The 6,108-nt window shown below is 39.2% G+C and carries 8 protein-coding genes and 1 rRNA gene; 8 read left to right on the top strand and 1 reads right to left on the bottom strand.

The window, feature by feature from the left end; all coding sequences use genetic code 11:
• Positions 1–105 (top strand): 23S ribosomal RNA (locus NCY30_RS14590); the annotation flags it as partial.
• A 214-nt stretch (positions 106–319) separates the two neighbouring features.
• A complete protein-coding gene (locus tag NCY30_RS14595) occupies positions 320–1,057 on the top strand; it encodes a peptidylprolyl isomerase (protein WP_006429012.1) in 738 nt (245 codons plus the stop codon).
• A gap of 121 nt (positions 1,058–1,178) precedes the next feature.
• Here the strand turns inward: NCY30_RS14595 and NCY30_RS14600 are convergent, their stop codons facing one another.
• Positions 1,179–2,486 (bottom strand): aminotransferase, encoded by a 1,308-nt coding sequence (locus NCY30_RS14600; RefSeq protein ID WP_179960976.1) that lies wholly within the window; start codon positions 2,484–2,486, stop codon positions 1,179–1,181.
• 412 nt (positions 2,487–2,898) lie between these two features.
• Between NCY30_RS14600 and NCY30_RS14605 the strand changes: the two genes are divergently transcribed.
• The 6 genes from NCY30_RS14605 to NCY30_RS14630 all read left to right on the top strand — a co-directional run bounded on the left by NCY30_RS14605 (position 2,899) and on the right by NCY30_RS14630 (position 5,950).
• Positions 2,899–3,045 carry a helix-turn-helix transcriptional regulator gene (locus tag NCY30_RS14605; protein ID WP_259829111.1) on the top strand — a complete coding sequence of 49 codons (147 nt, stop codon included), beginning with the start codon at positions 2,899–2,901 and terminating at the stop codon, positions 3,043–3,045.
• A gap of 119 nt (positions 3,046–3,164) precedes the next feature.
• Positions 3,165–3,434 (top strand): pyruvate formate lyase family protein, encoded by a 270-nt coding sequence (locus tag NCY30_RS14610; protein ID WP_250818861.1) that lies wholly within the window; start codon positions 3,165–3,167, stop codon positions 3,432–3,434.
• On the top strand, positions 3,350–3,979 hold the full coding sequence (locus NCY30_RS14615; protein ID WP_250818862.1) for a glycine radical domain-containing protein: 630 nt from the start codon (positions 3,350–3,352) through the stop codon (positions 3,977–3,979). Before NCY30_RS14610 ends, NCY30_RS14615 begins: the two co-directional genes overlap by 85 nt.
• A complete protein-coding gene (locus NCY30_RS14620) occupies positions 3,924–4,295 on the top strand; it encodes a hypothetical protein (protein WP_147578455.1) in 372 nt (123 codons plus the stop codon). The genes NCY30_RS14615 and NCY30_RS14620 overlap by 56 nt, the downstream gene beginning before the upstream one ends.
• A gap of 124 nt (positions 4,296–4,419) precedes the next feature.
• The gene (locus NCY30_RS14625; RefSeq protein WP_006429001.1) at positions 4,420–4,989 is read left to right on the top strand and encodes an alpha/beta family hydrolase; all 570 of its coding nucleotides are present in this window, start codon (positions 4,420–4,422) and stop codon (positions 4,987–4,989) included.
• Positions 4,976–5,950 (top strand): Gfo/Idh/MocA family protein, encoded by a 975-nt coding sequence (locus tag NCY30_RS14630; protein WP_195465315.1) that lies wholly within the window; start codon positions 4,976–4,978, stop codon positions 5,948–5,950. Before NCY30_RS14625 ends, NCY30_RS14630 begins: the two co-directional genes overlap by 14 nt.
• The last annotated feature ends 158 nt before the right edge of the window (positions 5,951–6,108 follow it).

A 6,108-nucleotide genomic window follows, 5' to 3' on the forward strand; every position in this document is an offset into this window, starting at 1 on the left:
CGTAAGTAGTAAGACCCCTTGAAGACGACGAGGTAGATAGGTCAGAGGTGGAAGTACAGTAATGTATGGAGCTGACTGATACTAATCGGTCGAGGGCATGACCAAGCAAGGTGATAGGTAGGATGAAGAAAATATTTCTTGTATGCAGTTTTGAAGGTATATGAAAAATAAGAAGCAATCAACGGTATGTTGGTTGTTTTTTTGTTTAATGCATGAAAGGTATAAAGAATAAAAAATATATAAAATACCAAATATCTTTTGACCAAAGGAAGTATAGATGATACAATTGAACCATTGTTGAATAGAAAAGGAGTACATTATGGAACAGAAAATAATCGCCACAGTTGGTGGACATCAGATCACAGAAGCAGAAGTAGAGGCATTCATCCACAGCCTTCCAAGAGAACAGCAGGCATATGCGGCTCATCCGGATTTTCGTAAGCAGTGTGAAGAACAGCTGATTGCAGTATACGCATTTGCAAAATACGGCGAAGAAGAGAAAATTGACGAGACAGAAGAATTCAAGAATGTTATGGAAAATGCAAGAAAAGATATCCTTGCACAGATGGCTATGAGAAAGCTTTTTGCAACAGTAAACGTAACAGATGATGAAATCAAAGAATATTATGAAGCAAATAAATCGAAATATTCGAAGGGTGCATCTGTACATGCAAAACATATCTTAGTAGATAATGAAGAGAAATGTACAGAGCTTCTGAATGCAATCACAAGCGGAGAAAAGGTATTTGAGGATGTAGCAAAAGAATCTTCTACATGTCCGTCGGGAGCAAACGGGGGAGACCTTGGAGAATTCGGAAGAGGACAGATGGTAAAAGAGTTCGAAGATGCCGCATTTGCTGCAGAGGTTGGACATGTTGTAGGTCCGGTAAAGACACAGTTTGGATATCACCTGATCAAAGTTGAGGACAAGAAAGAAGCAGGAGAATCAAGTCTGGAAGAAGTAAAAGACCAGATCCGTGCAGAACTGTCTCAGAAAAAACAGGAAGAAGCTTACAGAGCTAAAGTTGATGAACTGAAGAAGAAATATATGGAGTAATAGTAATCAGTCGGTTCGATAAAGATAAGACGTAATAAATGTATATAGAGATATAAAAATGGGGCATGATCTGTAATGATCATGCCCATGCTGCGTCTTAGATGGCGATTTGAGCTTATTTTTATTTGCTTTGCAGTAATTTATCAATACTTACAAGTTTTACGCTTAAAACGAAGATTTTGGTGGCTACCTTAAGTTCTTCTACGGTTGGATAAGACGGTGCAATACGGATATTACTGTCTTTTGGATCTTTTCCGTAAGGGAAAGTTGCACCTGCACCAGTCATGATAAGTCCGGCTTCTTTAGCTTTTGCAACGATTGCTTTTGCACATCCATCCATAGAATCAAAAGAGATGAAATATCCGCCACGCGGAGCCAGCCATGAACCGATTCCAAGTCCGCCGAGTTCTTTATCCAGTGTCTTTAAGACAATGTCGAATTTTGGACGGAGGATATCTGCATGTTTCTTCATATGCTGAACCATTCCGTGAATATTTCCAAAATATCTTGCATGTCTTAACTGGTTCAGTTTGTCGTGGCCGATCGTCTGAATACGCATCTGCTTTCTGATATCTGCAAGGTTGGCATCAGATGCAGCAATTGCAGCAATACCGGAACCAGGGAAACTGATCTTGGAAGTAGAAGAGAACTTATAAACCATATCAGGATGTCCTTCTTTCTTGCATTCCATTAAGATCTCAATCAGATAGTCTTGTTTATCTTCATATAAATGATGAATACCGTAGGCATTATCCCAGAAGATACGGAAATCTTCTGCTGCAGGATTCAGTTTTGCAAAACGATGAACGGTTTCATCCGAATAAGTAATACCCTGCGGATTCGAATATTTAGGAACACACCAGATACCTTTGATTGCAGGATCTGTACTTACCAGTTCTTCAACCATATCCATATCCGGGCCGGTTGGTGTCATTGGAACATTGATCATTTCAATTCCAAAATATTCTGTAATTGCAAAATGTCTGTCATATCCAGGAACCGGACATAAGAATTTTACTTTATCAAGCTTTGCCCATGGAGTACTTCCCATAACACCGTGAGTCATACTGCGTGCGATTGTATCATACATAACGTTCAGGCTGGAGTTACCGAAGATAACGATATTGTCTTTCGGTACTTCCATCATATCTGCAAGCAACTGTTTTGCTTCTGCAATACCATCCAGAACACCGTAGTTACGGCAGTCGACGCCTTCTTCACATACCAGATCAGAGTCGCTTTTTAATACATCCATCATATCCATGGAAAGGTTCAGCTGTTCTGTAGACGGTTTACCTCTGGACATGTCCAGCTTCAGATTCTTAGCTTTCACTTCATCGAATTGAGCTTCCAGTTCACTCTTCAGTTGCAATAATTCTTCTTTGGATAATTCTTCATATGCTACCACTATACCATCCTCCATCTTCATATATACCACTCGATATTATAATATTTTAACAGAATTTGACGTTTCGTCAATGGGCTCTTGCAAATTAATGAGAAATTATGGAAAAATATGCAATTTACGACATATAAAATGAAATTCTTGTGGAAATTTTATGCAAAAAATATACTGTGATAAAGCAGACAAGTGGGAAAGCATATAAGTAGTATATACAGAAAGAAGAAAAGATATGCTACAATAAGCCTGGAAAGCCGGAGCATAATGCATAGCATAGACAAAATATATAGAATAGATTAAGAGATAAGACAGATAAAAAATGGAAGAGATTCACCTGAAGAATATTGCAGAAGCGGCATCGGTCAGTGTAGGTGAATGTTGCAGATGCTTTCAGAATATGGTACGTACAACACCGAATTAGTATCTGATGGAATACTGAATAGAGAAGAGTAAGGAGCTTCTGATGGGGACGGAGATGTCAGTGACAGAAGTAGCATATGCGGCCGGATTCAGTGATTCCAGCTATTTTATCCAGTGTTTCCGGAAATACGAAGGAATTACACCTGGAGAATATGGAAAATGTTAAGATTTTCATATGAAACGTTAACAAATTCATGGTTTTACGGAGAATGGATTGTTAAAATTATTGCAAAAGTAATGATTTTAATAATCCATTTTGTTTTGCACAAGAAAAGGAGAGAAACTATGAAAGATGATAAGAAAGAAAAAAGTGAACAAAGATACATGGAACGTATCCGGCTCATCAAAGACAGGGTAGTGAATACAAGACCGGAGATGGATCTGGAAAATGCAAAAATTATGACAGAAAGCTTTAAAGAAACAGCCGGAGAGCCGCTTTGTATCAGAAAAGCAAAGGCGTTCCGCAGACAATGCAGAGAGAAAACGGTAAAGATCTGGGATCAGGAATTGATCGTGGGGTGTTTGGGAATGATAATGAAGCAACGAATGAGATAGCAGGAGAAATGTTTACGTTTATTGCGAATGAAATAGAAAGCTATAGAAGTAAATTTGGAACGATGACACCGGGAATATTACCGGTATCTGGTAACACACCATTCGGTCTGGAGGTAGGAGCGTTACCATCCGGAAGACATGCATGGAAGCCGTTAGCGGATGGAGTGAGTCCGAATGGAGGAACAGATACCGAAGGTCCGGGTGCAGTATTAAAATCCGTATCACATCTGCCACATGACAGATTCGTGCAGGGAACCCTCCTGAATATGAAGATTGAACCGGAGATGTTAAACAGTGAAAATGGTATCATGCAGATGATGGCACTTCTTAAGAGTATGTGCAGCCTTGGAATTTTCCATGTACAGTTTAATGTAATCGACAGAGAGACCTTGCTTGCCGCACAGGAAAGACCGGAAGAATACAGAGGACTTCTCATCCGTGTGGCAGGGTATACGGCATATTTTACGGAACTTGGGAAGGATGTACAGGATGAGATCATTGCCCGGACGGAACAGGAATCGTTATACGGCTGCAGTGTCGAATAAAAGAATAAAAGAAAATCTGGTGAAGGTAGACGCAGAATTTGCCGAAGATATCCATATCCGGATTCCGGTGATCCCGACAGTTAATATGAACGAAAACAATATGAAGGACACAATAAAGTTTCTAAGTAATTTGAAACACATCAAAGATATTGAATTACTTCCATATCACAGACTAGGGTTAGAGACGTATGAACGATTGGGAAGGGTCTACGAGCTGAAAGATGTGGAAATACCGGATATGGAAATGCTAAAGAAAATGGCGGAAGTTATCAGAGCGGAAGATCCGGAAGCTGCAGTAAAAGTAAAAGGTGAATAAATACTGGAAAGAGTAAAAATAAAGAGAAGGGAAGAAATTCTATTCCTTCTCTTTATTTTATATTCACCAGATTTGAGAATATATGTTATGATATTTTCAGACGACAATAAGGAGGAAAGAATGAATGAAACTGGCAGTATTTTTTCCGGGAATAGGTTATCATTGTGATAAACCATTATTGTATTATTCCAGAAAACTGGTGCAGGAATATGGGTATGAGAAGATTGTAACATTGAATTACACATATGATGGAAAGAACCTAAGAGGAAATGAAGAGAAGATGCGGCAGGCATTTGACTCTTTGTATATACAGGCGGAGAACAGTCTGAAAGAAATTGCATTTGACCAGTACGAACAGATTTTATTTATTTCGAAAAGCATCGGAACAATCATTGCTTCAGCATATGCTAAGGCACAACGGATACCATGCCGGCATATTTTGTATACACCATTAAAAGAGACCTATGCATTTGGACATGAAGCGGCAGTTGCTTTTATCGGAAACAGTGATCCGTGGAGTGATGTAAAGAAAGTAGCAGACCTTTCGGAAAAACAGAATGTAAAGATACACATATACGAAGGTGCAAATCATTCACTGGAGACCAAAAGTGTCAGAGACAATCTGGATATCTTGAAAGATGTAATGGAAAAAACAAGCAGATATATGGAGGAATCAAAATATGAAAGATATTAACTGGGCAGTACTTGGTACAGGAGTTATCGCAAATGAGATGGCCGTCGCATTAAAGAAGAATGGAAAGAATATATATGCCGTCGGTAACAGAACCTATGAAAAAGCAGTTGCATTTGGTGAAAAGTATGGCATCGGTAAAGTATATGCAGATTACAATGAGATGTTTACAGATCCGGAAGTGGATGTTATCTATATCACAACTCCTCATAATACACATAAGAAATTCATGAGACAGGCAATTGAGAATGGCAAACATATTCTGGTAGAAAAGTCGATCACACTTAACAGTGACGAATTGAATGAGATGGCAGCACTGGCAGAAGAGAAACATGTCATCATCGGAGAAGCAATGACAATTTATCATATGCCAATCTATAAAAAATTAAAAGAACTTCTGGAGACCGGTGTATTGGGAAAAGTAAATCTTATCACGATGAATTTTGGAAGCTTCAAAGAATATGATATGAATAACCGCTTCTTTAACCGTAATCTTGCCGGTGGTGCAATGCTGGACATCGGGGTATATGCGCTTTCATTCATTCGTTGGTTTATGGATTCCAAGCCGGATCAGTTACTGTCTCAGGTCAAAACAGCACCGACCGGAGTAGATGAACAGGCGGGGCTTTTGCTCATGAACCCAGAAGGACAGATGGCAACGGTCATGTTGTCGCTTCATTCCAAACAGCCAAAGAAAGGAATGATCTCCTGTGAAAAGGGATATATTGAGATTATGGAGTATCCAAGAGCATGGGAGGCAAGAATTACATACGTAGAAACCGGCGATACAGAAGTCGTAAGAGCCGGGGAGAATGCCGATGCGCTTGCTTATGAACTTGCGGATATGGAAAAAGCGATAGCAGGAGACGAAGAATGCATGCATTTTGAGTATACAAAAGATGTTATGGATATGATGACGGAATTCAGAAAGTCATGGAAGTTTACTTATCCGGAAGAGGAATAGTAAAAGAAGCCCCCGACACAAGATATAAAATGTGGTATGCTCCCCGTCAAGAGGACAATAAAAAATAATAAATTTTTGTATCGTCAGCCATGCTATGGCTGGCGATATTTTATGCTGCTTTTGTATATTGCTCATGATATTTCATTGGTGTCATTACA

The organism is Dorea sp. MB18-49 (genome assembly GCF_023669465.1).
Classification (GTDB): domain Bacteria; phylum Bacillota; class Clostridia; order Lachnospirales; family Lachnospiraceae; genus Dorea_A; species Dorea_A longicatena.

What these genes read in the sequence shown, in the direction of transcription:
- NCY30_RS14595 (WP_006429012.1), top strand. Translation starts at nt 320, where the DNA reads ATGGAACAGAAAATAATCGCCACAGTTGGTGGACATCAGATCACAGAA.
- NCY30_RS14615 (WP_250818862.1), top strand. Translation starts at nt 3,350, where the DNA reads ATGCAGAGAGAAAACGGTAAAGATCTGGGATCAGGAATTGATCGTGGG.
- NCY30_RS14625 (WP_006429001.1), top strand. Translation starts at nt 4,420, where the DNA reads ATGAAACTGGCAGTATTTTTTCCGGGAATAGGTTATCATTGTGATAAA.
- NCY30_RS14600 (WP_179960976.1), bottom strand. Translation starts at nt 2,486, where the DNA reads ATGAAGATGGAGGATGGTATAGTGGTAGCATATGAAGAATTATCCAAA.
- NCY30_RS14610 (WP_250818861.1), top strand. Translation starts at nt 3,165, where the DNA reads ATGAAAGATGATAAGAAAGAAAAAAGTGAACAAAGATACATGGAACGT.
- NCY30_RS14620 (WP_147578455.1), top strand. Translation starts at nt 3,924, where the DNA reads ATGAGATCATTGCCCGGACGGAACAGGAATCGTTATACGGCTGCAGTG.
- NCY30_RS14630 (WP_195465315.1), top strand. Translation starts at nt 4,976, where the DNA reads ATGAAAGATATTAACTGGGCAGTACTTGGTACAGGAGTTATCGCAAAT.